Genomic DNA, 26,349 nt, shown 5'->3' with positions numbered 1-26,349 from the left:
CTGGGGGCATATCTGAAACTTATCTGCCTGAAAACACAGCGCTAGAGCCCAGTCAAAATGTTTTTGGGGGCCCGGATAGTCGCTAGGCGCCGCTATTCATGCCGTCCGCAATCTGGAAAGTCGGCTCAGGGTTCGGCTGTTGAGTCGGACAAACAGGACGGTGTCGCCGACCGACGCAGGGGCCGCTTTTGCCAAGCGACCGGAGCAATCCGAAAGCAGGTCCGTCCAGTCCAGCTACTGCATCAGGAAACACTAACTACTCAATGGCACCTTGCTCTTGTGAGTATTCGCCTGAAAAGGATTCGAAGCCGTGGCTCGAGCGCTGCGTTTGATGATCAGGCTAAACAGTGCATTCTTGCCGCGCTCCTGCTTGAGCAGAAACTGGGCGTGGCCAAAGAATGTGAGGTTTTCCCGCGCTCGTGAGCACGCCACATTCAAACGTTGACGGTCGAGCAGGAAGCGGATGCCCCCCTGAGTACGAACAGTTGAATACAACACGATATCCGCTTCGCTTCCCTGGAAACTGTCCACCGTATCGATCTTTACCTCAAACACGTCGTCGATAAGCGGCAAGCTTTTTCTAAGCGCTGCGAAATCTTTATTGATTACGCGTTTCTGGGCTCCATAGGGTGTGATGATTGCCACGGATTTAGTCGTTACGCTATGGGTGCCTTCCGCTCGGCGCGATGCCAGTTTATGCGCCGACGCTTTCAGGAAATCGACTATCGCTTTGGACTCCGCCTCATTGAACAGGCTGGTGCCTTCGTTTTCTTCCTTGCCATGAGGGACGTCCACCCAGCGCATGCAGTGTTCTGCGTCGAGAAAATCCTTACGTTCGTGCACCTTCCCGTTGTGCAGCCCCCTCACGTCATTGGCGGTGTAGAACAGGTCCGCTACCAGATCGCCGATGGGTTCGACCATGCGAAACTGTTCCACAAGTCTGCCGGAACAGGCCGCTGGCAGGTTTTCATAAAGCTGCTCGAAAAAGCTGGTCTTGAGAAATGTTTCCTCAAGAAACGGCAAGACCGTCTTTGCCTCGGCCTCTTGCAAGGCGCGGCCGATGCTCGGGGGGAGCTGGAAATGATCCCCGATAATGATTGCTTTACGGCTGCGCATAAGTGGAATCAAGAGTTCGGGAACCGTTGCCCTGCCTCCTTCGTCGACGATGCAGATGTCGAATGCAAGTCGATCCATACCGTAACGTCGCGATGACAATCCTACGCAGGTAGCACCGATCAGGCCGTGATCCTGGACAACGAGCTCAGCCAGTTCATCATCGAACTGTGAACGTCCCCGGTCTGAAGGATGATAGATACGGTCCATCCAGGTTTCGATCCAATCGGCTTTTTCGGGGTTCTCGAGGCTCGCCAGACTGTAGTCCTGCTGACGCTCGCGCAGGTACTCCATCAAAACGTTTTCGGTCATGCGCGGCCGAACTTCCACTTGCACCTTTTCTACATCGTTGCCAATGCGCAATACGTTGGAGCTGAAACCCGGGAACTGTTCAAGGAAGCGATCGAGAGCGTTATCCACCGCAGTATTCTGTTGCGAAACTACCAGAATCCTGGAGTCTGGTCTGGCGCAGAACAACTGGTGCAACAACTCGACGATGCAGGTGGTCTTGCCTGTACCCGGAGGCCCTTGTATCAGATACAAATTGGATTCGACGAGCGCCGCCTCGATCACCTTTTTTGCGGCCTTCGCTTTGTCAGCCCCCTGCCAATTGGGGTCCCGCCAGTTCAGGCCACTATTGACCCGTTCATTCCAGAATGGGTCGGGTTGTGGAACATAGCGGGCAGGCATCAGCAGAATTTGCTGCAGGTTTCGATTAATCAGGCGCCCACCCAGGAACCCCTGAAGCGCGATCTTCTGCCGCCCCAGATTTGCCAGCTCGCCCCGGTTGGGAAAGCGTATTCTGTGTTGCGACGGCTGCACATCGACGTAACCGCTATCGGAGCCTGGGCGCTTCATCCCTTTATGGAAGATTTCGTAACGTTTCGCAGCTCGGGCCTCTGGCACCCCATGCAACTCGGCGACCTGCAACCAGCGCTCTTCACCATCGGCACTCAGGCACAGCTGCTCCACGAACAACCGCGGCGTACTACGAGCCTTTTCAATCAATTTCTGCAGGCCATCGACCAGATTCGAACTGCTGGAACACTCCAGCGTTCGCTCTTCCACTTCAGTGACATCACTCAAGTTAAATACAGCATGCCCTGTTTCAGCCAACAGATAATCTGTAACTGCATTCCAACGCTCGAAGAACTGTCCAGCCTGCTTGCGTGCCTGACTGTCGCCGGCGAAAAATGACTGCTGACGACAAAAGGTCACGAAGGCTTCGAACTGCAGGACGTCGCAGAAGACGCTGTCCTTGAATCTCACGTCAATCAACCGCACCGGGCAAGGCAAAGCGTCCAGCTCAACGCTATCGAAACCGGTGCGCGTCACATTCACAATGTGCAACTGAGAGTCCTTGAAGCTGGCTTTGGCCTCGATCAGCCATGCCCCAAGTTGCAGGGAGACGATGAGTTCGCCATCAATCTCGACCGAGCCCCGCAACTGCCACTGTGCACTGCCACTTTCGCGTTCCAGCCCCTCAAGATCATACACAGCGCGGTCCGCGTGGATAAACACCGGTGCTGCACTCTGTTCGCCGTAGCGAAGCGACTCCGGGTGCTGAGTGACCGTCACTTGGCCTTTGCTCAGCAGTAAGTCGTAGTAATGAACGTACACTTCAATACGATCACCACGCGGGTAATTCTTTCCGGGGAAGCTCGACTCGCTGCGTGGCAAGAATGCGACGACACCGCCGTTTGCGGACTGCTGCTTGTCGACAGAACAGAAACCTGGATAACAACGCACGAGGTAGCCGTCGCCATATTGTGGCGATGTCTGCGCTCTTTCAATGAAAGCCGTGCATGGCACACTTTCCAGTATGTGTTCCGCGTGCAATGCCCCCCGAAAAACGCAGGCTTTGAAGAAATTCGGCCGCTTGACGTTACCTGACATCTGCACCGGCACCGCATCCTGATCGGGGTACTGCATCATCAGTGCGCGCTGTTGCGTATCGGTCCAAACGTCGGCCTGCTTCTCCGCACGCAGTTCGAGCTTTTGCCCGTAGGCGTTGAATGCATTATCAATCTCTGAGACCGATGCCAGAACGACCTTGCCGCCGTAAAACCAGTCGTCAGGTAACCGGGATTGTGGCTGTGCCATGTTCATCAGTTCAGTGAACTGTTGCTTTTGAGCGAGTTTGTCTAATGTCTGCAGATACCATTCGCAGTATGCGAAAAAACCTGCCAGGCGGTTCTGCGTATCTTGCAGGCGCCCATTGAGCAGGCGCAGTGCGTTGCGTCTGTAGGGACTGATTGATACGTCCGACAGATCGTTGGCCAGCCGTTGCGCCAGAATGTCGAACTCCTGGGCCGTGCCTTGCAGGCGCGCCCGAAACTTTTTGCAATAATCCTGGTTCTCGGCCTTGTACCGCAGCGCAGCACTTTCGTGGGCCCGAGCTTGCTCCATGGCGTTTGCCCAGCTGGTAGCCTGAAAATCACTTCGCGTCCGGGCATTGCGCTGCTTCAGTTCTTCATGGAGCTCACGTTCTTCATCGGTTTCACGATCCAGAAACCAGGCAACGGCACTCGCACCCAGAACGAACAACCCCGCAGCAACAAATTGGTACATAGGTCGTAGATCTCAAGGCTTGAGCGGAATGAGCGCCCGGTAGCTGTGCGCCAGTTGGTCCAGGGAGGCTGGCTCTTCAAGAATTTTGTCGAGAACACGCTCCCGTTCACGGTCGAGCGTCATCATCTGTTCATGCTCCATCTGGAGCCTGGCCATTGCCTGATCGTGCTCGTTGGCGTCTTTCTGCCGCAGGCGGTCAGTTTCAGACATCTTTTGTACGGCGTTCCAGGCCACCTGCTTGGTCTTCTCTTCGGCAGCGCTGACGCGCGCCTTGCTAGCTTCAATGGAAGCTTTGGTTACCGAGGTCTGCTTGCCCCAATCGGCGAGCTTGCCGGTCACAGAAATGGCGGCTTTGGCGATATCGGCCACTTGGTCGAGTTTTTTCATTGTGACCTTCTCGCTATCGCCTGCCTTTTCGGCAGTGTTCGTCTTTTGCGGTTTTGCCTTTTTCATGATGGGTCCTCACTCGTCCAACAGCGAAAGCGCTGCACTGAGCTGCGCATCAACCAACAGATAATAGGTGCGCTCCAGCTTCAACAATGGCACGCAATTGGGTGTCACCGCCAAACGCTCCCGAGACACGTGATCACCCAGACGCTTGATATGCCGTCCCAGGTTCTCCAGGTTCGTCACTCCGATGTGCAGCGTTACGTCACGAGCCTCCAAATGGTTGCGCAACGCGTTCATTTGCGCACTGAACTTCAGGTCACGCTCCTTGGCCTGTAAGCGAAATTGCTTCTCAAGTTCCTTGAACTCACGGCGAAGAGCTTCACCTTCGGCCTCCAGTGCCTGTGTTTTGCTTTTGGCTTGACGATAATCAGCGTAAGCCCCCAAAGCATCCAGAAATGCCAGCCCCGCCTCGACGAAAATCAACGGACTGGCGGCTTTACCCGTACGCGCCATCGTATACAGGGTGCGGCTGACGCCACTGGTACGTTTGACCCGTTCCGTGGTTTTGTCGTCCCAGTCAAACAAGGTCGCGAACACATCGACAGTAATCACGCTAATTCCGCCGCTTCTTCGGTCATGAGGTTGTGGGACAGGGTGAACGCGTCAGGGGTGCGCTGTAGATGACGGGCCAACTGCACCTCATCCATTGAGCACAAGAGTTGCAGGATTCTGGCGTCGGTTTCTACGCAGAGGCCAGGCGCAACGGTCAACGAATCAAGTTCACTTGGCAGGCCGTCACCAAGACACATGGGCAGCCTGGCATGTCTGGCGTCCTCGCTCTCCACAACGGCAGCCGTGGTGAAATGGCTCAAGGTGCCCGAACTGACCAATTCAAGCCGCTGAACACGCGTGGACGGTAGCTCGACCGTCCACGGGAAATTCGCTATTGGCTTGAACACATGAGCAATTTCGACCACGGGCAAGGTCAGCGACGGCAGTGCATCCGACTTGCCATGATGATTGGACGTCTTCAGGCGCAATTGCAGTTCCCCGGCCGCGTACTCGATCGGCACCTGCAGCCCGGCTTGCTCACCCTCATCCATGCCCAGCTCGAACGCCCAGTGTTCAAGCTCGCTCGTTATCAACTCGCAATCGGCTCCCCAGCAATACTCGAGCAACTGCTTCAGACCGTCTTGCTCCAACAGCCCTCTGAGGCGATTGGCATCATCAAAAAGCCTTGAGCGCCCTGCCCGACCTGTCCGACGAGGCACATTAGTGACAACGGTCGATGGGGCGTCATTCGCAGGTAATGTCTGTGGGTTTGTCGTACCGTCGTCGAACATCACAAAGTGCGCCGCGTGACGCGAAAGGGTGAAAGCGTCCAGCCAGACCGTGAGGCTGAAATCCTCAAGCAAGTGCTCCACTTGCACGATAGAGGTGCCCCGCGCCGTCAGCCACAGCAACGGGCCATTTTCACCCTCTTCTATTTGCACATACCGGTGGGCCTGCAGGTATGCCAGCTGATTAAGCAGCACGCTCTCGCTAAGCGCCGTTACCTCTATCAGTGCGGCGAGCGACAGCTCCTGTTCGATGGCTCTGAGCAAAAAACGCGATACACCGCCCATGCTGTCCAGCAGCCGGTGTGAGAGCGTCAGGCTGTACCGATCAAATGGCAGCAGAAAGGTTACGGGTTTGTCGATTTGAATCAAGGTCACAGTCCATTGAAGTACAGATTCTCCAAAAGCCCGAGGGCTCGACACGGGCGGGTGCCAGGTTATTGCTTGAAACAAGCCATTCCTGAAGCCGTGGACATTAGGTATGCCCCAATGACGCGTGACAGCCTTCGCGGACCATCACAGACTTTTCGATAGTGGCCCCATGCTATATCGTGCACCCTGTGTTTGGCGATGATCTGTGGCGGTTTTTTTCGCCGTGTCAGGGAAGATGAGCAATGCAAAGATTTTTACGCAACAAAGTACCTCCCTCCATTTTCCGCGAAGAGCAATTCAGGAAGTCCAGAGAGCAACTGCTGGATTTCTTCAGTCTGGACACTCAGGAGCGCTCTCAAACCCGTGTGCCCATGGAAGACCTGGAACTGAATCTGAACCAGGTCAGCCCTGTATATGATGCGCTGGGACAAATGTTTCGATGGAAATGCGCATTTTGCGAAAGCAAGGATCATCCACTTCCCTACCGATTCCGACCAACGTCGTCTGCAACCTCTACGATGGGAGGGATTGACTCGCATCTCTACTATGTCTGGCTCGCCAATGCCTGGGAAAATATCTATCCCATCTGTCTGAAGTGTATTCCGCGTCAGCCTTCGTTCTTTCCGGTCAAGGGCAAACGTGCTCCGATTCCGAACCTTGAGCAATTGCGCCAGTATGCCGATGACAATCTCGGTTCATGGCGCTTCTCCACATACCGCGAGACAGCCGTTTTGCTTGATCCGTGCGTTGATCAGCGTTTTGAAAAGCACTTTTTCCCCTCCGTTAATGGCGAGCTGCTGCCACTGTCTGAAGAGGGCGATATCACAATCGCCAATTTTCGCCTGGACCGTCCAGAATTGAATGAACTGCGGGAAGCCAGACTTCGGCAGTACCGTGAAGAACTATTGGCGTCTGGTGAACACCTGCCGCGATTACGCCAGGCTACCTTTCAGACCTATTTTGACTTTGCCGAACTTGAGTTCGGTGGCCTGTGGTACCTGCAATGCCGGCGAATTGCGCTGTACTTGTCACAAAGAGCTGGCCTGACAATGCCTACCGGCCGCTCCGGGGTGGCAAAGACACTGAAAACCCTGCTTTCAGTCGGGGACTATCAGCAGACGCGTGAACAATTGCAGGGGTGGATTAAAGAAACTGACTTCGGCCGTAAAACCTTGAACATACCGCCAACGGACTATGGCGTTCTGGGCACTGAGCCAGACCAGCAGAAGACACCTGTGCCGCTGGTTTACCCGTCCTTGCGTTCCATCGAACTTCAGCATTTCAAGGCAATCGAGCACCTCGAATTGAATCTCGGCACACTCAGCGCCGAATCGCAGTTGAGCAATGAAACTCTACAGCCAGCACTGCTGATACTGGGTGAAAACGCCACCGGAAAAAGTTCGATTCTCGAAGCGATTGCGCTTGCTCTGAGCCATCCAGATACACCTGCCACCTTGAACCTGACACCTGCCTCCTTTGTACTTTCTCCAGCCCAACTGGGCTCGGATGACGTGGCCTCTAAAACCCCGGCACAGGTACGTTTGAGTTTCGACGAGGGGCAAGCCAAAGTCTTGAGGATTGATGACAACGTCTTTCGACCAGATGGACCGGATGATGTACCGCCAGTGTTCGCTTATGGCGCCTTTCGCCAATACCAGAAAAGATCTCCTCCGGCTCATGAAGCCGATCATGCGATCATCAACCTGTTCGAAACGGATCGCCTACTGGCCAATCCGGAGCACTGGCTGCTCGGGCTGGAAGGCGAAGACTTCAATGACGTAGCCCGTGCATTGAAAATCATCATGTCTGTGGACGGCGACATAAAAGTCATCGAAAAAGCGCCCGACGGTAAATCTTGCCTGATCGTGACGGTCCCCGCCGGTGTAGTGACTAGGACACCGCTCAATGATTTGTCCTCAGGCTACAGAACCATCCTGGCAATGGTATGCGACATCATGCAACGGCTCATGGACCGTCGCGTCCATCCCCGTTTTCAAGGACTTGAGCATGCCCAGGCTGTGGTGTTAATCGACGAAGTCGAAGCGCACCTGCACCCGCGCTGGAAAATTCAGATCATGCATGTGTTGCGCAAGGCCTTGCCCAAGGTCACGTTCATCGCCACCAGCCATGACCCCCTATGTCTGCGCGGCATGCAGAAAGGAGAAGTCGTGGTCGTTCAACGTCGGTCCAAGGCTGGCGGGGCAAAGACTCAGTACGCCACGTGCATTGAGCAATTGAGTGATCTACCGGACTCCTCCCGGTTGACGATCGAGCAGTTGCTAACGTCCGATTTTTTCAATTTGATGTCAACTGACCAGCCGGAAATGGAGAAGCAATTGGCCAGCGTGGCCGATCTATTGAGCAAGCGCAAAAACAGAGAAGTGTTGACCGCCCAAGAACAGCGGGTCATGGCCTATTTCGAAGATGAGGTCAACGACGCGCTTCCCGTTGGCACCAGTGAGGCCCAGCGTGTCGTTCAGGAGGCTGTCGCCGAATTTCTTCAGCGGCGAAAGAAGGAGCCTTCCAGTGAGTGGGAAACGATACGTGTGGAAACCAAGACCAAAATACTGAATATCCTCAAGGACTTTTGAACCGTGCGCTTCGTTGACCGATCCCTCGTGAAAAAGCCCCTGGCGATGTTGCCGAGAAAGACCACAGTCAGTGCCGCGGATCAGGAACTCACTGATTTAACCGCCTATTTCAAAGAAAAAACGGCTGCACTTGAGACCTTGGCGCGCGCCAGAGCCACGCTGGCGGCCGATGATCCGGTTGTGATTGAAGCCGCAAAGGCAGTGGACTCCTTGAAAAAACCCCTTTTCAAGACCTATCGCAAAAACTCGGTCAAAACCCAGTTGTTAGCGCTGTTTCATGGCAAGTGCGCGTATTGCGAAACGTTCTACCCTGCCGTGGCCCCGGTTGACGTAGAGCATTACAGGCCGAAGGGGGGCGTAAATGATACTGACCATACGGGGTATTGGTGGCTGGCGATGGATTGGGAAAACCTGCTTCCCAGCTGCATCCATTGCAACCGACTGAACGAACACATCACACCGGTGCTCTCAACCCAATTGGTTGAACTGCGCAGTGACCACTTAGGCTTCAGCAAGCAACGCAGGGTCACTACAGGTAAAGGCAACCATTTTCCAATCCTGGGGCCGCGCGCGACACAGGACTCGAGGGACTGTTCAACGGAATACGCGTTGTTACTCAATCCCTGCCGGGATGATCCACAAGAGCATTTAGCCTTCCATGTCGACTGCGAAAAGCTCATTGGGTTGGTGTTACCAAAACCACACGATGGCGCGGGGCTACCTGAAGTTATTCCAACCCAAGATCTACTCCCGGAATTCAAAGCTGAAATTGATAAGGCGCTTGAAGACAAGCTCAGTCTTCGTGGCGCGGTATCGATCCATACCTACGGGCTGAACCGTTTGGGATTGGTCCAGGATCGCACGCGAGTACTGCGCCAACTCGCCTTTATGGAGGAGTCAGTAAAGGATCTTTGCGCGATGATTCTGAAACTCGAAGTGTGCAGGAATGCTCCGTGCGCGGATGAAAACAAGCGCATCATAAAACGAATGGAAGCATTGATAGACCGTACGGTGCGACATATGAAAGAGATGGCCAAGCCTCAAGCACCCTACTCGACGATGGTTCGCGAATATCTGGCTGGTTTCGAGAAGCGCCTCGTCTGATCAAAGCTTACCCGGCAGGCCGTCCATACGCTTTCAACGCAGGTGTTCGATCCTTGCTGGCAACGCAACACAGCTTTGTCATCTATCAAATTGATAGCACTCTAACTAAAAGTGCATTCTAGGCTCTGAATCGCCCCTGGTTTCGTAGAAACCTCCAAGACCAGCAAACCAATTACGCGGATGCAAATATTGGGTCGAACACGGCCGATCGGAGTTGCTGCTCTCGAGCGAGAGCGGATTAGCGTGTCCTTGATGAGCCCTGCAACCTACCTCCAGATCCAATGAGGAGTTACACCGAAAGCCAGTCACTGCCATACTGGAGTCCGTGAGAAATCGCCGCTCGCGAGCGCTCTCGCACCCTGTGTAACTGGGGGCAAAACTGGGGGCATCATTAGTTTTTTATGATCTGAAACTACCGTTCTAGAACCAAGTCAAAATGTTCTTTGGCGACCCTGACAGTCTTTAGGGTTCGCCTGACAGGCTGTCCGGCCGATCAACCCCACCTCCATGCTCACGTCCTTTCAGTGCATGTGGCCAAAGTACGACACCACACTCCACCGAGTTCGCGCTGCGCACTGGACCATTGCCCATGAGCATTTGGCAGTCACAGCGCCACGGCGTCGGGCATGGCGATACGGGTGCGCCGCTCATTCAGGGCAAATACCGTCATCGCCAGCGCCGCAATCGCGCCGGGGATGGCGAAGGCCATGAAATTCAGTTGCAGAGGCAGTTCGATCGCCATCAGCGCGCCGCCTAACAGCGGGCCGACAATCGCGCCATTGCGACCGATGCCGGACGCCCAGCCCAGGCCTGTGGCGCGAATCGACAAGCCGTAGAGCTGCGCAGCCCCCGCGTACAGCAGGATCTGCGTACCAATGGTGGTGGCACCCGCGACGAAGATCAGCAGGTACAGGACCGGCATCGGGCTGTTGATGCCCAGCAGGCTGATCGAAACCATGGCGGCGGCGAAGAAGCAGATCACAACTTTCACCAGGTTCAGGCGGTCGCCCAGACGGCCGCCGAGCAGCGCCCCGGCCATGCCGCCCAGGTTCAGCGCGATCAGGAACGACAGGCTCGATCCCAGGCTGTAACCGGCGCCGGCCATCAGCTTGGGCAGCCACGAACTCAATGCATAGACCATCAGCAGGCAACAGAAAAACGCGACCCAGATCATCGCCGTACGCACCGCCAGGCCATGGCGGAACAGCTCCACCACCGAGGCGCCTTTACCTTTGCTGTCGGCGATCACCAGCGCATCTTCGACCTCGATCCTGGTACCTGGCGACAACCGATTAAGCAGCGCGCGAGCCTTGTCTTGTTGGCCCTGGCGGATCAGGAAGCCGATGGATTCAGGCAGCCAGTAAACAATCAGTGGCAACAGCAGCAGCGGAATCACCGCCACAAAAAACATCGACTGCCAACCATAGGCCGGCAGCATGAAAATCCCAACGCTGGCGGCGAGCATGCCGCCCAGGGAATAGCCGCTGAACATGAAGGCCATCAGGGTGCTGCGGAATTTCTTCGGCGCGTATTCGTTGATCAGCGCCGCCGCATTGGGCATCAACCCGCCGCAGCCGAGCCCGGCGATAAAACGGCAAATACCGAACTCGGTTGGGCTGCTGGCAAAGCCATTGGCCACGGTGGCCAGACTGAACAGGGTGAAACAGAACACGATGCCTTTCTTGCGCCCGAAACGGTCCGCCAGGGTGCCGAAAATCAGCGCACCGAACATCATGCCGAACAGCGCATAGCTGCCCAGGGCGCCAGCCTGTAGCGGCGTCAGCCCCCACTCGCGCATGATTGACGGCAGGACCACGCCGTAAATAAACAAGTCATAGCCGTCAAAGATCAACAGCAAGGCACACAGGCTCACGATCAACCAGTGGAAGCGGTTGAATGGGGCATTATCGATAATCGAATGGACATCATGGCTACGCATGGCAGTGCTCTCTTTGTTGTTGTTGTGAGTCAGTGTCAGCAGATGGAAAAAGCCTTAGCCGAGGTCGCCGCCGCCCACCGGCAAGGTCACGCCGGTGATGTAGGAGGCCTCGTCGCAGGCCAGGAACAGAATCGCGCCAGCTTGTTCGTCGATGCTGCCGTAGCGTTTCATCGGGCTGCTGTCGAGGGTCTGGTCGACGATCTGCTGGTACCACACGCGCTCCTGCTCGCTCTGCGGCTGGCTGTTGCGCGGGATGCGCCGTGGCGGTGCCTCGGTCCCGCCGGGCGCGGTGGCGTTGACCCGAATCCCGCTGCCGGCAGTCTCCAGGGCCAGGCAGGCCGTCAAGGCATTCACGCCGCCCTTGGCCGCGCCATACGGCACACGATTGACCCCACGCGTAGCCACGGAAGACACGTTGACGATGGCGCCTTCGCCCTGCTCCAGCATGTAGGGCAGCACGCAATGGCAGCACCACAACGTAGGGAACAGCGAGCGGCGCACTTCGGCCTCGATTTCGGCCTCGGCGTAATGCTCGAAAGGCTTGGCCCAGATGGTCCCGCCGACGTTATTGACCAGCACGTCGATGCGACCGAAACGGGCCGTGGCGGCGGCCATCACCCGCGCGCACTCGCTGTATTGTTCCAGGTCGGCGGTCAGCAGCAGCGCTCGCTCATGCTGCAATTCATGCACAAGCTCGGAGCGATCCACCGCGACCAGCCAGGCGCCCTCCTCCAGCAAGCGCTCGGCGACACGCCGACCGATCCCTTGGGCAGCGCCGGTGACCAGCGCGACCTTGTTGTTAAACCGTTGAGTCATCGGGCAGTCCTCAGGCGGCATCGCACGTGGCGACCGCGTTAGGGGTGAATTTCTCGTAATGGAAGCTGGCCGGTGTCACGCCCTGCTGCTTGAAGTGCTCGCGCACCGCATCGACCATCGGCGGCGGGCCGCACAGGTACACGTCGACATCGCCGCCATTGAGGGCTTCGTCAGCCATGTGCTGAGTCACATAGCCCTGGCGCGGGTGAGTGGTGTGCGGATCAGCCACGCAGGTCACCAGGTTGAAGTTGGGCAAACGCGCGGTAAAAGCCTGCAACGCCTCGACCATCACCAGATCCTGATCCCGCGTTACGCCGTAGATCAACCGGATCGGGCGGGTTTCCTGGCGCTGCGCGAGCACTTCAAGCATCGACAGGAACGGCGCCAGGCCGGTACCACCGGCCAGTAACAGCAGCGGCCGCACCACCTCACGCAGGTAGAAACTCCCCAGCGGGCCGGTGATCGCCACGCTGTCGCCCGGCTGAGCGCGCTCGAGCCAGCTGCTCATCAACCCGCCGGGCACGTGCTTGATCAGGAAGCTGGCGCGCGTGTCGCCCGGGCGACTGCTGAAGGAGTAAGCGCGTGTCTGCCCACTGTCGGGCACGCTGATATTCACGTACTGGCCGGGCAGGAATACCGGCGCCTGGTCCAGCTCGAAACTCGCCTCCAGCGCGGCATCGGCATGTCGCGTGATGCCGGCCAGCGTCGCGGTAAAGTGCGTAGTGCCGGTCTTGCAGGCGCTGGACGGCACCGGCACGGCGATCACGCAGTCGGACTGCGGCACCATCTGGCAGGTCAGTACCTGGCGCGCCTGCGCTTCGTCGGCGCTCAGGGCGTCGTCGATATAATCGTCACCCAAGTCGTAGGCGCCGGTTTCACAGCGGCATTTGCAGGTGCCGCATACACCGTCCGAGCAGTCCATGGGCAGGTTGATGCGTTGGCGGAAGGCGGCATCGAGCACCTTTTCCCCCACCTTGCAGTCGATGAAGCGGGTCACCCCATCCTCGAAGTTCAGGGCGATGGCATACGTCATGGCGGTGTCCTCAGATGTGGTAGATGTCGATGACCTGGTGGATGTAGTCGTTTTTCAGCACCACCTTCTTGCGCGTGATCAGCGGCTGCTCGGCACGGATGTCGAGGCGATAGAAGGAGGTACCGAAATAACTGTCGGTGGTTTTGTAGCGGTGGCTGAGGGTGTGCCAGTTGAAGCGCAGGTCCACCTGCACGCCGTCGTCGGCCAGCACTTCGAGGTTGCACAGCATGTGCACGGTGCGCGGCTCGGGCGTGCTGGCGCTGGAGCGCTCGGTCTTGATGCGGAAGATACGGTCTTCCAGGCCGTCACGATTGGGGTAGTAGATCAGCGAGATTTCGCGCTGCGGGTCTTCGGTGAGGGTGTCGTGATCGTCCCAGGCGGGCATCCAGAACTCGGCCTTGGGCGAATAGCAGGCCAGCCAGTCATCCCATTGTCGGTCGTCGAGCAGGCGCGCTTCACGGTAGAGAAAATCCAGCAGGTGGTCACGGGCAAGGCTCATGGCTGCACCTCGCGGTCGCTGGCAATCAGCCCTTGCTGTTCGCGCTCGATCGCACGTTGCAGGCTTTGGGCCCAGTGCGCATGCTGGCGCACAAACAAGCCCTCGTCCTCGGTCTTGACCCCGCTGAGCTGCGGTTGCATGCCCATGGCCAAGGCATTTTCGTCCGCGCCTTCGACCCACTGCCTGGCGCCACGGCTCAAGTCATTCCACAGGGTGCTCGCGCCCTGGTAACCGGTCTGGCAGGCGCGGAATTCCTCGAGGTCATCCGGGGTGCCCATGCCGCTGACGTTGAAGAAGTCTTCGTACTGGCGAATCCGCGTGGCGCGCTCCTGGGCGTTTTCGCCGATGGGCGCCATGCAATAGATTGTCACTTCGGTTTTATCCACGGCGAGGGGGCGCACCACGCGGATCTGGGTCGAGAACTGGTCCATCAGGTACACATTGGGGTAGAGGCAGAGGTTGCGGGTCTGGTCGACGATAAAGTCGGCGCGCGCCTGGCCCAGGCGTTCGGCCAAGGCCTCGCGGTGAGCGTGCACCGGGCGCACTTCGGGGTTGAGCAGGCGCGTCCACAGCAGGATATGCCCGTGGTCGAAGGCGTAGACGCCGCCCAGGCTTTTCGACCAGCCATTGGCGTCGACGGTGCGCGTGCCTTCGGCTTCGTAGTTGCGCCGGCCCATGGTCGCCGAGTAGTTCCAGTGCACGGAGCTGACGTGGTAACCGTCGGCGCCATTTTCGATTTGCAGCTTCCAGTTGCCGTCATAGACATAGGATGAGCTGCCGCGCAGCACCTCCAGGCCCAAAGGAGCCTGGTCGACCATCTGGTCGATGATGACGCGGGTTTCGCCCAGGTAGTCGCTGAGTTCCGGCACCGCATCGCTGAGGCTGCCGAACAGGAAACCGCGGTAGTTTTCAAAGCGCGCCAGGCGCTTGAGGTCATGGGAGCCGTCGCAGTCGAAGCTGTCAGGATAGGCGCCGGTCTTCGCGTCCTTTACCTTGAGCAGCTTGCCGGCGTTGCTGAACGTCCAGCCATGGAAGGGGCAAGTGAATGAGCCCTTATTGCCTTGTTTGCGCCGGCACAGCATGGCGCCGCGATGCGCGCAGGCGTTGACCAGGCCATGCAGCGCGCCGTGTTTGTCACGGGTGATGACCACCGGCTGGCGGCCGATCCAGGTGGTGAAGTAATCGTTGATCTCCGGCACCTGGCTTTCATGGGCCAGGTAGATCCAGCCGCCTTCGAAGATGTGTTTCATCTCCAGGGCAAACAGGTCGGGGTCGGTAAAGATGTCGCGGCGGCAGCGGAACACCCCAGTGGCGGGATCTTCCTGTACAGACTCGCGCAATTGGCAGGCGAGTCGGTCGAGTGTACTGATCATGGGGCGGGCCCTCCGTTGTTCTTGTATCAGGCACCCTCACCGTACGTGTTCGCCCTGCGCGTCAATATCCGCTGCCTGCACATCGCTATCCGCCAGGCGCACGTCGCTTAACGATGGCGTTTCCAGGTCTGCGACGGCAGTTCGCCGAAACGTTTGCGATAGGCCTCGGAAAACCGCCCCAGGTGCATGAAGCCATGGTCCAAAGCCACCTCGGTCACGCTGCGCGTGCTGCTCAGTTGCAAGCGTGCATGCACCCGTTCGAGCTTGCAGCGGCGTACATAGTCGCGCGGTGACAGCCCCACCTGGCGCGCAAACAGGCTGTACAGCGAACGTTCGCTGACGTTGGCCACGGCCATCAACTGCTCGACGCTGATGTCATCGCCCAGGTGTTGCTGGATAAATTCGCGCACCGCTTCAAACCCACCGCCGTGGGCAGCCTGGGGGATCACCCGCAACACGTTGCTGCCCAGCAATGCCAGGAGCTTGTTGGCCAAGATGCGTTCGTACAGGCCCTGCATGTGGGGCTCGGCAGCGTTTTCTGCCTCATGACAGATCAGCCCGAGCAACGGCAGGAAGCCGCCCATTTCACTGAGCGCGTGGCGGGCCGTCGCGAAGCGGATACCCACCTGCGGCAGGCTCCAGTGCTGCTCCAGGCAGGCGTTTTCCAGCAGGCGCACCGGCAGTTTGATGATGAATTTCTCGCAGTCGGCGGAATAGGTCAGGTCTACCGGGTCGTCCGGGTTGATCAGCAGGATTTCCCCCGGCCCGAACACGTCATTCTCGCCACGGGAGCTGGAGCGGCAATGCCCGCTCAACAGGATCTGCAGGTGATAGATGGTCTCCAGCGCCACCGATGTGACCCGCACCGGTGCGCCGTAGCTGATGCGGCACAGGTCAAGGCTGGCGAAGGTGCGATGGCTGATACTCGCCCGGGGCCGGCCCTTGGGAGGCAGGCGAATGCAGTGGCTGCCCACGTGCTGGTTGACGTAGTCCGACACCGCGTAGGCATCGGCGCCCTGGAAAATCTGGCTGCGCTCACTCAATAGCACGGTCATGGTTGCGGCTCTTTTATAGTTATTGGGCTCAGGCTGACGCCTGGGTAGGGGGGCGTCCAATATGGATAAAGTCTGAAGGGATACCCTGGAGGTATTGTCGGGCGTTCTGCGCCAGGCTTTCAGCGCTGCGTCGGGGCGCGCAGGGCTTGAGGTGAGAATGTTGGCCTAAAACTTTGAAACAATACGCTTGGCCGGATTGGACGGGGACCTAGCGATACCCCCGCGCCTGAACATCGAACAACTCGGCATAGCGCCCACCCGCCACCATCAGCTGTTGATGGCTGCCCTCCTCCAGGATTCGCCCGCCGTCCAGCACGATGATGTGGTCGGCATTGCGCACGCTGGAGAATCGATGGGAAATCAACAACGTCATGCGGCCCTTGGCGTGCTCGCGAAAGTGCTCGAACACCGCCGCCTCGGCGCCGGCGTCCAGCGCAGCCGTCGGCTCGTCAAGAATCAGCAGATCCGCCTCCTGGCGCATATACGCGCGTGACAAGGCGACTTTCTGCCATTGCCCACCCGACAACTCCTGGCCACCAAGCCAGCGCCCTAACTGTGTGCCGTAGGCCCTGCTCAGGCGCTCGATGAATTCGGCGGCCACCCCCTGGGTGGCCGCCGTGCGCCAGCGCGCCTCATCATTCAGCGCATCGACGTCACCCACTCCAAGGTTCTCGCCGACGGTCATCTGGTAGCGGATGTAATCCTGGAAAATCACCCCAATGCGCTGGCGCAGTGTCTGTTCATCCCAGTCTTGCAAGTCGCTGCCATCCAGCAGAATGCGCCCCTCGTGCGGGGTATACAGGCGCGTGAGCAGTTTGATCAGGCTGGTTTTGCCCGAGCCATTCTCGCCCACCAGGGCCAGGCTTTGCCCAGGCGCCAAATGCAGGTTGATGTCAGTCAATGCCTGCCGCTCAGCGCCGGGGTAACTGAACCCTACGTGCTCGCAGCGCAGACCGTCGCCGGGACGCGCGCCCTGGGTAAGGCGGCCACTCGGCACGACCACAGGGGTTAGCAGGTACTCATAAAGGTCCGACAGAAACAGACTGTCGTCATACAGGCCGGCAATCGCGCTGAGGCTGGCGGTGATCGCGCTTTGCCCCTGCTTGAACAGCACGATGTACATGGTCATCTGTCCCAGGGTGGTCTGGCCGCGCACGGTGTCCAGCACCACCCAGGCGTAAGCCACATAAAACGCCGCGGTGCCCAGCAGTCCCAGGGCAAAGCCCCAGGCATCCCGACGGACCGTCAACTGGCGGTCCTCGGTGTACAAGCGCCGGGCGTTGTCGCGGTAGCGCTTGAGGAACAGCGGCGCCAGGCCGAACAGCTTGACCTCTTTGGCATGGGTCTCGTGGGACAGCAGCGATTCCAAGTAATTCTGCTGACGGGTCTCGGGCGCGCGCCGGTGGAACAGGCGAAACGCATTGCCCGAGAAATGCGTCTCGGCGAAGAACACCGGTAAGGCGCCGACCGCCAGAATCACCAGCGCCCACGGCGAAAAGTGCACTAACAGCACGGCAAAGCTGATCAGCGCGATCAGGTTCTGCACGAGCCCCAGGCCCTTGGTGACCAGGCTCAGCGGCCGTGTCGACGCGCCCTGACGCACGCGCACCAGCTTGTCGTGGAACTCGGCGTCTTCAAATTGCAGGAGTGAGAGGGTCTGGGCTTTCTCCAGAATCATCAGGTTGACCTTCACCCCCAACTGCACCCGCAGCAACGATTGCTGCATTGACAGCGCGCGCTGAGCGGCGGCCAGCAGCGCCAACACGCCCGCCTCGGCCAGCACGTACTGCATCACTGGCCACACGGGCGCCTGGCTGCCGGCTGCATGAATCTGCATCGCGTGCACCACGCCATCGACAATACGCTGGCCGATCCAGGCAGCCAGCGCAGGTAATAGACCGGCAACGATGGTGGCCAGCAGCAGGCCTATGAATAAGGGACGCGACGTCCCCCACACCAGCTTCAGTGCCCTGCGCGCCTGGATGGAAAACGCGCTCAATCGATTGAACAGCACCATGAATGGCATGGACTCCGTGTGGGGGCTGGGGTGAGATGGGCGGATTATGACAGGCGATGACGTTGCGCACATCCAACGGCGAGGCGACAGGGGCAAGTGGTGGAGCAAGGGGCAACCACGGCAGATTCTCGGCGCGCCGCAGCATGACTACACCCGCGCCTTGATCGCCGCCGCGCCGGCGCTCGCCAAGCGCCGCCAGCCACTTGCAACGGGACATGGGCATCGCCTACGTGCTGGTGTTGCGCAATGGCCGGGGGATCGAACTGAATCGCCCCTCATTTCGTAGATATTGAAAATCCACACCAGGCCGTAATCGCGGTTGCTCTGGAAGGAACTCCTCCCCCCATTCACAATTTTTGACTGACTCTGAACGTCACCCAAACCAGCTTGGTTTTCTGTCAGCAATCGTCATTCGCTATCGCTCACACACCCGGTACGGGTGGGGGCAAAAATAGGGGCATAACTTATTTTTTCTGCCTGAAACTACCTTTCCAGAGGTGAGTAAAAATCTTTTTTTGGCGATTCGGACAGTCTCCAGGCTCCCTCTGGCACGCTGTTCATCTGATCATTTCCGCCTTGGCCTGCCGTTCAATACTCAATGATATCCATGGCGGCAGTTTCCCCGCGATGCACCTGCGGCGCTGCCAAACACAAGGTATTGCGCCCCAGGCCCTTGGCTTCATACAGAGCGGCATCTGCCCGCGCAAGCAGGCTGGCCGTGGTGTCATCCGGGTTTGGCACCACGCAGCAGACTCCGATACTGATGCGCGCCGAGATGGTTGCCTCGCCAAACCGAGCCGGTGAATCAGCGACCGATGCGCGCAATTCGTCCAGAACCTTCACCGCGTCTTCGGGGCTGGTGCGGGGAAGTAACACCAGGAATTCCTCACCCCCATAACGACCAATACTGTCGGACTCACGAATTCGCTGGGTGAGATGATTGACGCAATGGCAAATCACCTCATCGCCCGCCAGGTGTCCATACACATCATTGATCTGCTTGAAATGGTCGATGTCGACCATCGCCACGGCCAGGTAGGCAGCGTCTCGGCGCGCGCGCTCCAACTCTTTGGAAAACTGTTCCAGCACGGCTCTGCGATTGAGAATACCGGTCAGCACGTCGCGTAACGCCAGGCGCTGGAATAACGACTCGCTGCGTTCTTTGGCCAGCAGCACCAGTCCGAGGGAGATCATCATCGCGGTGAACGTGCCGATACTGACGGAGATGGTTTGCTTGAGGTTGCTGACGTCATAGCGCATCTCGGCGGCTCCCCCGCCGATGATGGCGACCACCCGCATGCCAAGGCCGATCAGGCTGATACTTGATCCGATGATCAACAACATGCGCGCGCGCCCCTGAGCGGGTATGTAGCGGCGCGTCCAATAGATGATCAAGGCGCATTGCACCATCAACACCAGCGTGGCGGCGAGCATGCGCGGTTCCAAGGTGTCGATCAGGCTTGCCATCAAGGCAAGCATCAAGGCAGCAGGCGCAAATATCCGCCACCAGGAGACGCGCAACTCAACGATCCGAAAGATGCTGGCCCCATAAAAAGCCAGCGCCACCGCCAGCAATGTGTTGGCTGCCCCATAGGTCAACCACAACGGGGCGTGGCCGAACAAGGTGTATCCAATGTAAGCCAGGGCATGTGCCGCCAAACCAAAACCAATGGTCAGCAAACCGTCGCGCTGGTTGAACTGGCCGACCAATATCAGACAAAACGCCATGATCGTCGCCACTAAGGCGACGCAGGCAAAAAGCGTGGGGGTATGGGCAATCATGACGTCTCACCAGGCGCTGTCAGGAGCAGCTCTGGTGCAGTTTAGTTGAGTAGGCTGTCAGTTTGTCGGCCATCTGCGGCATTGTCTTCGCGCCTGTCAGGGCAGCGCTCAGATACTCAAGAGCTCGGCTACGGGCAGTCGATTGGTAGTCTTCATTTCTCGCAGGGACAGGTTCGAGCGAATACTCGAAACGCCAGGAAGCTTCCTGAGTACTTTTTCGACAAAGCGGCTGTAGCTGTCCAAGTCCCGTGCAACCACCTCAAGTAGAAAGTCCGCCTCGCCTGTTGTGTTATGGCAACTCAAAACCTGAGGTGCCGCCTGAATAATCTTTTCAAACGTTGCCGTGGCTTCTTCGCTGTGATCGGTGCAAGAGATCTGGACAAACGCCTTCAGGCCCAGCCCTAGTTTCTTTCGATTGAGAATGGCTTGGTATCCCTCGATAACCCCGCACTCTTCAAGCCGGCGTTGCTTGCGCCAGCAGGACGCTTCGCTGAGGGACAACTGCTCAGCCAGCTTGACGTTCGACAGCTTGCCGTCGCGCTGCAAACGTTCCGATATTGCAATGTCCGCCTTATCAAGCTGCTCAAGCATGAAATAACTCCTCAAATTAAGACTTAAAAATGAAGGTTAATTTCAATTTCCGGGTGACGTCAATTGCAACTTGAAGGGTAATTTCAAGGGGTTCATCCATAATGGAAATGCCTGGATCGTGACACCTCAACGTCACATCGCCCATCCAAACATAGGTCATTTGAATGAAAGCAGTCGTCTACGAAGCCTTTTCCAAGCCGCCGCGCCTGATGAACGTGGCAGACCCGTCCCCGGAACGTCATGGTGTGGTTATCCAGGTGCTTGGCACAGGGGTATGTCGCAGCGACTGGCATGGTTGGAAAGGTCATGACCCCGACATTGAGCTGCCCCATGTACCGGGTCATGAGCTGGCGGGCATCGTGGCCGAGGTGGGCAACGACGTCACGCAATGGAAGGTCGGCGACCGTGTGACCGTGCCGTTCGTGGGCGGGTGTGGTGCCTGCGCCGAGTGCAATAGCGGCAATCAGCAGGTATGCCACACGCAGTTCCAGCCAGGCTTTACTCATTGGGGTTCTTTTGCCGAATACGTCGGTATCCATCAGGCCGATCTGAACCTGGTCGCGTTGCCTGAGAGCATGGATTTCGCTACCGCTACAAGTCTGGGTTGTCGGTTCGCCACCTCGTTCCGCGCAGTCGTTGACCAAGGAAAAGTCAGCGCCGGTCAATGGGTCGCGGTTCACGGTTGCGGAGGCGTAGGCCTGTCTGCCGTGATGATCGCCCAAGCCATTGGCGCGAACGTGATCGCCATCGATATTTCCCAGGACAAACTCGACCTGGCACGCGCGCTCGGCGCTGTCGCCACGATCAATGCCCAGTGCGTGGCGGACGTCGCCGAAGCCGTGCTGGAAATTACTCAGGGCGGTGCCCACGTATCGCTGGACGCATTGGGCCACCCAACCACCTGCTTCAACTCCATCAACAACCTGCGCCGTCGCGGCAAGCACGTTCAGGTGGGGCTGATGCTCGCTGATCACGCCACGCCGGCAATCCCCATGAGCAAGGTCATCGCCCACGAACTTGAGATCTACGGGAGCCACGGCATGCAAGCGCACCGCTATGACGCCATGATCGAGATGATCACCTCCGGCAAGCTGGCGCCTGAAAAACTCGTGGGCAAGACCATCAGCCTGGAGCAGTCGATCGACGCATTGATCCATATGGACCGGTTTGAGACGGCGGGCGTCACCGTCATCACCGAGTTTTAATGCATGGCGCCACGTTGAGCCGCGCTGAATTCACTAAAAATCCAGCGTTCACATGGGTGATCGCGCCCGCTGAAAACACGCGGACACCCTCCCCCTTACTGACTCAGCGATAGACCGGAAAACGACGGCACAGCGCGACCACGTGTTCGCGCACACGCTGCCCGACCTTGTCGCTGTCGCCGTTTTCCAGTGCGTCCAGCACGTCGCACAACCAGCCAGCCACTTGCTTGCAAGTCTCCACGTCAAACCCGCGGGTGGTCACCGCCGGGGTGCCGATGCGAAGGCCGGAGGTCACAAACGGTGAGCGCGGGTCATTGGGCACCGCGTTTTTGTTGGTAGTGATGTAGGCACGGCTCAGCGCAGCGTCGGCGTCCTTGCCGGTGTAGGGTTTGTCGGACAGGTCGATCAGCATCATGTGGTTGTCGGTGCCGCCCGACACGATTTTGTACCCGCGCTGTTGCAACACTCCGGCCATGGCCCTGGCGTTGATCACCACGCGGGTCTGGTAGACGCTGAACTCCGGCGTAAGCGCCTCCTTGAATGCCACGGCCTTGGCCGCGATCTGGTGCATCAGCGGGCCGCCCTGCACGCCGGGAAACACCGCGGAGTCGAGCTTTTTGTAGAAGGCTTCATCCTGACCTTTGGACAAAATCAAACCGCCCCGTGGCCCGCGCAGGGTTTTGTGCGTGGTGCTGGTGACCACATGCGCATGGGGAAGTGGGTCCGGGTATTCGCCCGCAGCGACCAGCCCGGCGACATGGGCCATATCGACCCAGAAAATCGCCCCGACCTTGTCGGCAATGCTGCGCATGCGTGCCCAATCCTTGTAGCGCGAATACGCGGAAAAACCACCGATCAACATTTTGGGGCGCGCTTGCAGCGCGATTCGCTCCATCTCGTCATAGTCGAGAAAGCCGGTTTCCGGGTTCAGTCCGTAAGGCACGATGGTGTAGTGACGCCCCGAGAAATTGGCGGGGTTGCCGTGGGTTAAATGACCGCCCTGGGCCAGGTTCATGCCCATCACCGTATCGCCGGGGTTGATCAGTGCGAGGAAGACGGCCGCGTTGGCCTGGGCGCCCGCATGGGGTTGCACGTTGGCGTAGTCGCAGTTGAACAGGGCCTTGACCCGCTTGATGGCCAGCCGCTCGGCGACGTCGACGTAATCGCAGCCGCTGTAATAGCGCTTGCCGGGGTAGCCTTCGGCGTACTTGTTGGTGAGCACCGAGCTCTGGGTTTTCATCACCAGCGGGCTGGCATAGTTTTCCGAGGCTATCAGCTCGATATGGTCTTCCTGACGATGTTCTTCGTTCTGAATGGATTCATACAGCTCAGGGTCGAAAGCGTTCAGGGTCAGCGTCGAGTCGTACATGTGCAAAGTGTCCTTGGTCAAGAATTCAAACGGTCGGTGACAGCAGGCGCGTGGTGCGCACGGCGATGTCTTCGATCTGTGCGTCATTGCAGGTCAGCGGCGGCATCAGGCGCACGGTGGTGCCCCGTCTGACGGTGATCAGCAGACGTTGTCGCAACCGTTTCGGCCTGTGGGGCCGCCGTCTTTTCACGGCGCGGCAACTGCCCATTGAGCACGACGTAGGCTGCCAGGCCGATGACCAGGCCCCAGAACGCGCCGCCGATGCCCAGCACGGTGATATTGGCCGCGCAGGCCAGAAAGGTGATCAGCGACGCTTCCCGGGATTTCACGTCCGCCATGGCATTGGCCAGGCTCGCGCCGAGTGTGCCCAACAGCGCCAGCCCGGCCAGGGTGGTGATGAAGGTCGCCGGGAAGGCCATGAACACCGCGGCCAGGGTCACGCCGAAGATCCCCACCAGGATGTAGAAGATGCCCGCGGCCACGCCTGCGACCCAGCGCTTGGACGGGTCTTCGGAGGCTTCCTTGCCCGTGCAGATGGCGGCCGTGATGGCGGCGATGTTGAAGGCATGGGAACCGAACGGCGCCATCAGCAGAGAACCTAGCCCGGTCACGCTGAGGATCGGGTTGGCACTGGTGTTGAAGCCGTCACTGCGCAGCACCAGCATGCCCGGCATGTACTGCCCCGTGAGGGTGATCAGAAAAAGCGGCAGCGCGACGCTCAACAACGCATTGACCGAGAACTCGGGGCGTGTGAACACCGGAGTCGCGAACTCCAGCGCCAATCCCGTGAAGTCCACGCGCTCCTGCATCAGCAAAAAGCCAAGCCCCAACACCAGAATGCCGACCACCGCGTAGCGCGCACTCAAGCGCTTGAACAGAATGTAGGCGCCGATCAACACGCCGACCAATAGCGGGTCGACGCTCATGCTGGCGAACGCACCGATGCCAAACTGCAGCAGGATGCCGCCCAACAAGCCCGCTGCCACACCTGGCGGGATCAGCCGCACGGCTTTCTCAAAGTAACCGGACACGCCCAACAGCACGAACGCTGCCGCCGAAATCATGTAGGCGCCGATGGCCTCGGCGTAGGGCGTGGTCCCCAGGGCGACGATCAAAAACGCCGCCGCAGGCGTCGACCAGGCGGTGATGATCGGCTCGCGGCTCACCCAACTGAGAAACAGCCCGGTCACCCCTACCCCGATCGACACAGACCAAACCCACGACGCCGTCAACTCAGGGCTGAGCCCGGCGACCTTGGCGGCCTGAAACACCAGGATGAACGTGCCGCCGTAATTGACGATCACTGAAATCAACCCGGCAACCACCGGGTGCAGCAGGTCCCGCAGATGAACGGACGAGGGGGATTGAGTAGATGACATAGGTCTTGGCTCCTTGCTGGACGATGTATCCATCCGGTCGCTGTTAAGCGGTCATTTATAGCGTTTGAATGGCAGGTTTAACCCCTGCGCCTTAGCGCAACCGACCAGACCACTTGGCGTGCTCGGTCAAGCATGCTCTCGCGCAAACGCGCTCATGAACCCCCATAACGCCTCGAACGCCGGCACTGAAACGGCGTTGAAACCGTGGGATGGCGAGGGCCAGAGTCTACGGATAAACTGGCCTGCCACTACCTGCCATTTCATGGAATGAGAGCAGACCACATGGCAAAGACCTTCGAGCTTGAAACCCTGAAGATGCGCCTCAACGACGCCGAGTTTCAGCTGCTGGATCTGCACCAGCGGATCCAACGTGCATTACGTGCGCTGATCCTCGACGGCGCCCTCGGCCCCGGCTTGAAACTGCCCGCCACGCGGGTGCTGTCCAAGTCATTGGGGTGCGCCCGCGACACCGTTGAGAACGCCTATGTGCAGCTGCATCGGGACGGGTTTATCGTGCGCCGCGAAGGCGCCGGCAGTTACGTCTGCGACACGGTGGGCGTCGAATTGCGCGGTGCAGGCCGCCGACGCCTCAAGGCTCAGGAAACCAGGAGCAGCGTCGCCGCACCGGGCGCCGAACTCAGCCAGCGCGGGCGGATGATCTTCGACACCGGCGGCGTGCGCGATCAGCAAGTCATCAAGGCATTCGCCACCGGCCTGCCGGAAACCCGCAGCTTCCCGACGGATGTGTGGGAGCGTTTGCAGCGCCAGGTCATGAAGGACTATCGCGCCAGCGTGCTGCTGCATGGCGACCCACAAGGCGCCGAGCCCCTGCGCAAAGCAATTGCCACCTACCTGAACCTCGAACGCGGCGCCAAATGCTCACCCGACCAGGTGCTGGTGTTGAGCAGCACACGTCAGGCGTTGTACCTGTGCGCGCAATTGCTGGTGGACGCTGGCAAGCCGATCCTGCTGGAAAACCCCGGCTATTACGGCGCCCGCAAGGCTTTCCAAATTGCCGAAACCAAGGTGATGCCCATTGATGTCGATGAACACGGCATCCGCACCGACCTGCTTTATGCCGACCGCAGCGGCGCCAACTGTGTGTATGTCACGCCCTCTCACCAGTACCCCACCGGCGCGACCTTGCCCCTGGAGCGGCGACTTGAGTTGATCAATTGGGCGGCGCAAAAAGGCAAGTGGATCATCGAGGATGACTACGACAGCGAGTTCCATTACGACGGGCAACCCACGGCCTGCGTGCAGGGCCTGGACAAGTATCAGCGCACGCTCTACATCGGCACCTTCAGCAAGACCCTCTACCCCGGCCTGCGCATGGGGTACATGGTGCTGCCCTCTCAGCTGGTGAAGCCCTTTGCCTATGCCCGCAGCATGATGGACGGCCACACACCGCAAACACTGCAACTGACCCTAGCGCGTTTTATGGAAGACGGTCATTACAACGCCCATGTGCGGGCCATGCGCAAGCTGTATGCCGGACGCCGCTCGATCATGCACGACGCGATCGGCAAGTACCTGAGCACCGTGGTCACCGCCGAATTGCCGCCGGGCGGGTTGCAGATCCCCTGCCTGCTGAAAGCCGGATGGTCCGAGGAGAAAACCATCCGCCAGGCGGCTACTGCCGGCGTGCAACTGTCCGGCCTCAGCGGCTTGTACGCGGGCGAACCGAAGCAACAAGGCTGGCTGCTGGGCTACTCCTCCCTGACCGCGCATGAAATAGAAGCCGCCATGTTGCGCCTGGCCAGCGCCCTGAAAATCTAATGGCCCAGCGCGCAGTTCAGCAGCAGTTGCCGGG

The 26,349-nt window shown here is 58.8% G+C and carries 20 protein-coding genes; 5 read left to right on the top strand and 15 right to left on the bottom strand.

Annotated elements, in window-relative coordinates; genetic code table 11:
- Positions 1 to 94 precede the first annotated feature (94 nt).
- Positions 95 to 256: a LysR family transcriptional regulator gene (locus tag ACEN2T_RS01400; protein WP_371919204.1), complete on the top strand. Its 162-nt coding sequence runs from the start codon at positions 95 to 97 to the stop codon at positions 254 to 256.
- On the opposite strand, the gene ACEN2T_RS01395 is transcribed toward ACEN2T_RS01400, so the two are convergent.
- Genes ACEN2T_RS01395 through ACEN2T_RS01380 form a run of 4 tightly spaced genes read right to left on the bottom strand, consistent with a single transcriptional unit; the run spans position 253 to position 5,783 of the window.
- The gene (locus ACEN2T_RS01395) at positions 253 to 3,684 is read right to left on the bottom strand and encodes an AAA domain-containing protein (protein WP_153388178.1); all 3,432 of its coding nucleotides are present in this window, start codon (positions 3,682 to 3,684) and stop codon (positions 253 to 255) included. The two genes, ACEN2T_RS01400 and ACEN2T_RS01395, sit on opposite strands and share 4 nt — an antisense overlap.
- 12 nt (positions 3,685 to 3,696) lie before the next feature.
- On the bottom strand, positions 3,697 to 4,137 hold the full coding sequence (locus tag ACEN2T_RS01390) for a hypothetical protein (protein WP_029612456.1): 441 nt from the start codon (positions 4,135 to 4,137) through the stop codon (positions 3,697 to 3,699).
- 9 nt (positions 4,138 to 4,146) lie between these two features.
- Entirely contained in the window at positions 4,147 to 4,686 is a 540-nt protein-coding gene (locus tag ACEN2T_RS01385; RefSeq protein WP_034103430.1) for a hypothetical protein, read from the bottom strand.
- Positions 4,683 to 5,783: a hypothetical protein gene (locus ACEN2T_RS01380; protein ID WP_034103432.1), complete on the bottom strand. Its 1,101-nt coding sequence runs from the start codon at positions 5,781 to 5,783 to the stop codon at positions 4,683 to 4,685. The genes ACEN2T_RS01385 and ACEN2T_RS01380 overlap by 4 nt, the downstream gene beginning before the upstream one ends.
- A 242-nt stretch (positions 5,784 to 6,025) precedes the next feature.
- On the opposite strand from ACEN2T_RS01380, the gene ACEN2T_RS01375 reads away from it, so the two are divergent.
- Together ACEN2T_RS01375 and ACEN2T_RS01370 are read left to right on the top strand one after the other, a co-directional pair.
- Entirely contained in the window at positions 6,026 to 8,374 is a 2,349-nt protein-coding gene (locus tag ACEN2T_RS01375) for an AAA family ATPase (RefSeq protein ID WP_442116155.1), read from the top strand.
- Between the two features lie 3 nt (positions 8,375 to 8,377).
- Entirely contained in the window at positions 8,378 to 9,478 is a 1,101-nt protein-coding gene (locus tag ACEN2T_RS01370; protein WP_442116154.1) for an endonuclease, read from the top strand.
- Positions 9,479 to 10,082: 604 nt separating this feature from the next.
- Here ACEN2T_RS01370 and ACEN2T_RS01365 read toward each other — a convergent pair.
- From ACEN2T_RS01365 to ACEN2T_RS01325, 9 genes are all read right to left on the bottom strand, one after another.
- Positions 10,083 to 11,417, bottom strand: coding sequence for an MFS transporter (locus ACEN2T_RS01365; protein ID WP_442116153.1), 1,335 nt, complete (start codon positions 11,415 to 11,417; stop codon positions 10,083 to 10,085).
- Between the two features lie 54 nt (positions 11,418 to 11,471).
- On the bottom strand, positions 11,472 to 12,233 hold the full coding sequence (locus ACEN2T_RS01360) for a 1,6-dihydroxycyclohexa-2,4-diene-1-carboxylate dehydrogenase (protein ID WP_095184814.1): 762 nt from the start codon (positions 12,231 to 12,233) through the stop codon (positions 11,472 to 11,474).
- Between the two features lie 10 nt (positions 12,234 to 12,243).
- Positions 12,244 to 13,266 carry a benzoate 1,2-dioxygenase electron transfer component BenC gene (gene benC / locus ACEN2T_RS01355; RefSeq protein WP_099602451.1) on the bottom strand — a complete coding sequence of 341 codons (1,023 nt, stop codon included), beginning with the start codon at positions 13,264 to 13,266 and terminating at the stop codon, positions 12,244 to 12,246.
- 10 nt (positions 13,267 to 13,276) lie between these two features.
- Positions 13,277 to 13,765, bottom strand: a complete 489-nt coding sequence (gene benB, locus ACEN2T_RS01350) for a benzoate 1,2-dioxygenase small subunit (RefSeq protein WP_095184815.1) — start codon at positions 13,763 to 13,765, stop codon at positions 13,277 to 13,279.
- Positions 13,762 to 15,138 carry a Rieske 2Fe-2S domain-containing protein gene (locus tag ACEN2T_RS01345; protein WP_122753279.1) on the bottom strand — a complete coding sequence of 459 codons (1,377 nt, stop codon included), beginning with the start codon at positions 15,136 to 15,138 and terminating at the stop codon, positions 13,762 to 13,764. The genes benB and ACEN2T_RS01345 overlap by 4 nt, the downstream gene beginning before the upstream one ends.
- Before the next feature lie 107 nt (positions 15,139 to 15,245).
- Entirely contained in the window at positions 15,246 to 16,193 is a 948-nt protein-coding gene (locus tag ACEN2T_RS01340) for an AraC family transcriptional regulator (protein ID WP_095184817.1), read from the bottom strand.
- Between the two features lie 208 nt (positions 16,194 to 16,401).
- Complete coding sequence (locus tag ACEN2T_RS01335; protein WP_442116280.1) at positions 16,402 to 18,210, bottom strand: ABC transporter ATP-binding protein; 1,809 nt, start codon at positions 18,208 to 18,210, stop codon at positions 16,402 to 16,404.
- A gap of 588 nt (positions 18,211 to 18,798) precedes the next feature.
- Positions 18,799 to 19,992: a GGDEF domain-containing protein gene (locus tag ACEN2T_RS01330; protein ID WP_122753264.1), complete on the bottom strand. Its 1,194-nt coding sequence runs from the start codon at positions 19,990 to 19,992 to the stop codon at positions 18,799 to 18,801.
- A 108-nt stretch (positions 19,993 to 20,100) separates the two neighbouring features.
- Positions 20,101 to 20,583, bottom strand: a complete 483-nt coding sequence (locus tag ACEN2T_RS01325; protein ID WP_032891412.1) for an Lrp/AsnC family transcriptional regulator — start codon at positions 20,581 to 20,583, stop codon at positions 20,101 to 20,103.
- Positions 20,584 to 20,747: 164 nt separating this feature from the next.
- Between ACEN2T_RS01325 and ACEN2T_RS01320 the strand changes: the two genes are divergently transcribed.
- The gene (locus ACEN2T_RS01320) at positions 20,748 to 21,788 is read left to right on the top strand and encodes a zinc-dependent alcohol dehydrogenase family protein (RefSeq protein ID WP_442116152.1); all 1,041 of its coding nucleotides are present in this window, start codon (positions 20,748 to 20,750) and stop codon (positions 21,786 to 21,788) included.
- 103 nt (positions 21,789 to 21,891) lie between these two features.
- Here the strand turns inward: ACEN2T_RS01320 and glyA are convergent, their stop codons facing one another.
- Entirely contained in the window at positions 21,892 to 23,157 is a 1,266-nt protein-coding gene (glyA, locus tag ACEN2T_RS01315; protein ID WP_442116151.1) for a serine hydroxymethyltransferase, read from the bottom strand.
- Between the two features lie 83 nt (positions 23,158 to 23,240).
- The gene (locus ACEN2T_RS01310) at positions 23,241 to 24,536 is read right to left on the bottom strand and encodes a benzoate/H(+) symporter BenE family transporter (protein ID WP_442116150.1); all 1,296 of its coding nucleotides are present in this window, start codon (positions 24,534 to 24,536) and stop codon (positions 23,241 to 23,243) included.
- Between the two features lie 282 nt (positions 24,537 to 24,818).
- Here ACEN2T_RS01310 and pdxR point away from each other — a divergent pair, with 282 nt between their 5' ends.
- Positions 24,819 to 26,315 (top strand): MocR-like pyridoxine biosynthesis transcription factor PdxR, encoded by a 1,497-nt coding sequence (gene pdxR / locus ACEN2T_RS01305; protein ID WP_442116149.1) that lies wholly within the window; start codon positions 24,819 to 24,821, stop codon positions 26,313 to 26,315.
- The last annotated feature ends 34 nt before the right edge of the window (positions 26,316 to 26,349 follow it).

Source organism: Pseudomonas sp. W22_MBD1_FP4, from assembly GCF_052113765.1.
Classification (GTDB): Bacteria; Pseudomonadota; Gammaproteobacteria; order Pseudomonadales; family Pseudomonadaceae; genus Aquipseudomonas; species Aquipseudomonas sivasensis.
Note: the sequence above shows the minus strand (reverse complement) of the source record. Positions and strands in the feature narration are given on the sequence as shown.

Coding starts and splice junctions, on each gene's coding strand:
- benC (WP_099602451.1), bottom strand. CDS start 13,266: ATGACGTATGCCATCGCCCTGAACTTCGAGGATGGGGTGACCCGCTTC.
- ACEN2T_RS01360 (WP_095184814.1), bottom strand. CDS start 12,233: ATGACTCAACGGTTTAACAACAAGGTCGCGCTGGTCACCGGCGCTGCC.
- pdxR (WP_442116149.1), top strand. CDS start 24,819: ATGGCAAAGACCTTCGAGCTTGAAACCCTGAAGATGCGCCTCAACGAC.
- ACEN2T_RS01335 (WP_442116280.1), bottom strand. CDS start 18,210: ATGGTGCTGTTCAATCGATTGAGCGCGTTTTCCATCCAGGCGCGCAGG.
- benB (WP_095184815.1), bottom strand. CDS start 13,765: ATGAGCCTTGCCCGTGACCACCTGCTGGATTTTCTCTACCGTGAAGCG.
- ACEN2T_RS01395 (WP_153388178.1), bottom strand. CDS start 3,684: ATGTACCAATTTGTTGCTGCGGGGTTGTTCGTTCTGGGTGCGAGTGCC.
- ACEN2T_RS01340 (WP_095184817.1), bottom strand. CDS start 16,193: ATGACCGTGCTATTGAGTGAGCGCAGCCAGATTTTCCAGGGCGCCGAT.
- ACEN2T_RS01375 (WP_442116155.1), top strand. CDS start 6,026: ATGCAAAGATTTTTACGCAACAAAGTACCTCCCTCCATTTTCCGCGAA.
- glyA (WP_442116151.1), bottom strand. CDS start 23,157: ATGTACGACTCGACGCTGACCCTGAACGCTTTCGACCCTGAGCTGTAT.
- ACEN2T_RS01345 (WP_122753279.1), bottom strand. CDS start 15,138: ATGATCAGTACACTCGACCGACTCGCCTGCCAATTGCGCGAGTCTGTA.
- ACEN2T_RS01320 (WP_442116152.1), top strand. CDS start 20,748: ATGAAAGCAGTCGTCTACGAAGCCTTTTCCAAGCCGCCGCGCCTGATG.
- ACEN2T_RS01390 (WP_029612456.1), bottom strand. CDS start 4,137: ATGAAAAAGGCAAAACCGCAAAAGACGAACACTGCCGAAAAGGCAGGC.
- ACEN2T_RS01365 (WP_442116153.1), bottom strand. CDS start 11,417: ATGCGTAGCCATGATGTCCATTCGATTATCGATAATGCCCCATTCAAC.
- ACEN2T_RS01330 (WP_122753264.1), bottom strand. CDS start 19,992: ATGATTGCCCATACCCCCACGCTTTTTGCCTGCGTCGCCTTAGTGGCG.
- ACEN2T_RS01310 (WP_442116150.1), bottom strand. CDS start 24,536: ATGTCATCTACTCAATCCCCCTCGTCCGTTCATCTGCGGGACCTGCTG.
- ACEN2T_RS01325 (WP_032891412.1), bottom strand. CDS start 20,583: ATGCTTGAGCAGCTTGATAAGGCGGACATTGCAATATCGGAACGTTTG.